Source organism: Chamaesiphon sp. OTE_8_metabat_110, from assembly GCF_031382685.1.
Classification (GTDB): domain Bacteria; phylum Cyanobacteriota; class Cyanobacteriia; order Cyanobacteriales; family Chamaesiphonaceae; genus Chamaesiphon.
In genome coordinates this window covers 1-2500 of sequence record NZ_JANMZA010000031.1, presented here as the reverse complement: position 1 = coordinate 2500, position 2500 = coordinate 1, and the positions used below count along the sequence as shown (strand labels likewise).

Here is a 2500-nt window from a genome sequence, read left to right as displayed (position 1 = left end):
CTCTGGAGTCCGATCGGGACGTATGTAACATGGGTGATGGAAGGGCTAAATTCGAGTCGAGATTAGCGGCAGGCAAAATAGCGATCGGGCTTGATGTGAGCAATTTGGCGATCGATCGAGAAATTGGGATTACAATGACTTAGAAGGATAAATCAGCATGACGAAAATCGAGATCTCCATGAACTCCGCTCGGTCTTAGCTGCGATTGGGGTGCATCGGCGACAACATTATCAAATCTCTGTACTTGAAGAACGCGATGCACTTGTTTGACGAAATAGTTCGATCTCTTTCTAACGATCTCAACCAGATCTGCGACGATTTTACCGAATACCTCTGCGGTGATACCGCTGGGGTGAGTAAACCTAAAACAGCGGTTAAAGAGCGTTCGCTGGGCAGCCTGTCCGCTTACAACCAAGCAATCTTGGCGACCCCGACGGATGCCAGACTTTTCTCCGGGCGCGGTTTCATGCGGCACTACGCTCGCGACCAATCAGGTGCGATCGTCGATTTTACACTGGCAATTTCTCTCGATCCGTTGTTGGCTGAAGCCTATGCTGGTAGAGCAATGAGCTATACGCAACTCGTTGGCGGAGCCTCTCTGGAGGAGAATCGGATGACCGAAGCATTAGCGGATTTCGATCGGGCGATTTCCTTACAGGAACGCTCCGCGAACGCATTAAATGCTGACATGAAATGGGTGTATGCTGCTAGAGCTGTAGCCCGCTCTTACAGTGGCGATAATGATGGCGCGATCGCTGACTTTACCCGTTGTACCCAAACTGCGCCCAGTGCGAGCGATTATTACAACCTCGGCGTCAGCCAAGCCACATCTGCTCTTTATCCATCTGCCTTGGCAAGTTTGTCCAAATCCCTCACTCAACGCCCTGAAATCGCTACCTACTATGCGCGGAGCGTGACGCTGGCAGCTTTGGGTGACGAGTTTGGAGCCAGTCGCGACTACAGCGAAGCACTCGCCCGCGAAACTCCCGGATCTGGCAGCCTGCAATCCAATGACGAACACGCCTATTACTTCCGCGCCCTCGCACGGTTAGCACGCGATAATCGGGAAGCGGCAACAGCCGATCTCCGCACCACGATCGAGATCTGCGATCGCAAACAGAATGCCGCCCTCCGCCAAACCGCCACGGCGAAACTCGCCGAAGTCGGTTAACTCACTAGCTCAAATTAGAGATTGGGTTAATAGCTGTCATACCAATCTCTAATTGAAGAATCACAGATCTATACCTCTTACCTTTTACCTCTTACCTCTTACCTCTTACCTCTTACCTTTTACCTCACCCCGATCGATTCGGTTGGTGAATTTTGATGAGCTGCTGTACGGGATTGAAAGTATTATCTAAAGTGAGCAGAACTCAGATCGCCACGATCGAGCGAGGATGAGAGCTGTTCACAACCACACCAAGATTTGTATATGTTAGCCAAAAGAATTCTACCTTGCCTGGATGTCAAAGCTGGTCGCGTCGTCAAGGGCGTTAACTTTGTCGAATTGCGGGATGCAGGCGATCCGGTAGAGCTGGCGCAAGTTTATAATGATGCGGGCGCGGATGAGTTAGTATTTCTGGATATCACCGCCAGTCACGAAGATCGCGACACGATGATCGATGTCGTTTACCGGACTGCGGATCGGATATTTATCCCGCTGACTGTCGGTGGAGGGATTCAATCGCCAGCGAATATTAAAGACTTATTGCGGGCGGGGGCGGATAAAGTCAGTCTCAACTCAGCAGCAGTCCGCAATCCCAATTTGATTAATGATGCTAGCGACTTATTCGGCAATCAGTGTATTGTCGTCGCGATCGATGCCAAGCGCCGTCACGATCCGAGTAATCCCGGCTGGGATGTCTATGTCAAAGGCGGTCGGGAGAATACCGGGCTAGATGCGGTCAAATGGGCGCAAGAAGTCACCAAAAGGGGTGCGGGAGAGCTTTTAGTCACGAGCATGGATGCCGACGGTACCAAGGCGGGATACGACCTCGATCTGACGCGATCGATCGCCATGTCTGTCGAAGTCCCCGTGATTGCGTCGGGTGGCGCGGGAAATTGCGAGCATATCTATCAGGCGGTGACTTCCGGACATGCCGAAGCCGCCTTATTGGCATCGCTACTCCATTACGGCGAGTTAACTGTAGCGGAGATTAAGGAATATCTGCATGGGAAGCAAGTAACAGTCAGGATTTAACTGGCGGTTAGTGTGGGGACAGGTTGATAAAAATTCTCGCCCATCTCCCATCCCCCCTCTCCCATCCCCCATCTCCCATCTCTACAACCTGGGAATAACCGATCGCATTCCACTTTTTCGACTTTGAGTATCGCCTTGATAGCGCGGAATTACATGAATTGTGGCATGATTCATCGCTTGTCCGGCGGCTCGATCGATATTCATCCCCACATTAAAACCATCGGGTTGAAACTCTGCTATCAAGATTTCTCGAACTTTATTTGCCATTAGCCAGCAGGCTGATTGTTCTTTGGCTGGTAG

General features: G+C 51.2%; 3 protein-coding genes. 2 read left to right on the top strand and 1 reads right to left on the bottom strand.

The window, feature by feature from the left end; translation table 11 throughout:
* The first annotated feature begins 256 nt into the window (after positions 1-256).
* Both RMO52_RS01230 and hisF read left to right on the top strand, forming a co-directional pair.
* Positions 257-1171 carry a hypothetical protein gene (locus RMO52_RS01230; RefSeq protein ID WP_310410242.1) on the top strand — a complete coding sequence of 305 codons (915 nt, stop codon included), beginning with the start codon at positions 257-259 and terminating at the stop codon, positions 1169-1171.
* Positions 1172-1432: 261 nt separating this feature from the next.
* Entirely contained in the window at positions 1433-2200 is a 768-nt protein-coding gene (gene hisF / locus RMO52_RS01225) for an imidazole glycerol phosphate synthase subunit HisF (protein WP_310410240.1), read from the top strand.
* 81 nt (positions 2201-2281) lie between these two features.
* Here the strand turns inward: hisF and RMO52_RS01220 are convergent.
* Positions 2282-2500 (bottom strand): HIT family protein (locus RMO52_RS01220; RefSeq protein ID WP_310410237.1); only part of this gene is annotated, 219 nt, incomplete at its 5' end.

Excerpts from the sequence above, each read along its gene's own strand:
- RMO52_RS01230 (WP_310410242.1), top strand. The coding sequence starts at position 257 with ATGCACTTGTTTGACGAAATAGTTCGATCTCTTTCTAACGATCTCAAC.
- hisF (WP_310410240.1), top strand. The coding sequence starts at position 1,433 with ATGTTAGCCAAAAGAATTCTACCTTGCCTGGATGTCAAAGCTGGTCGC.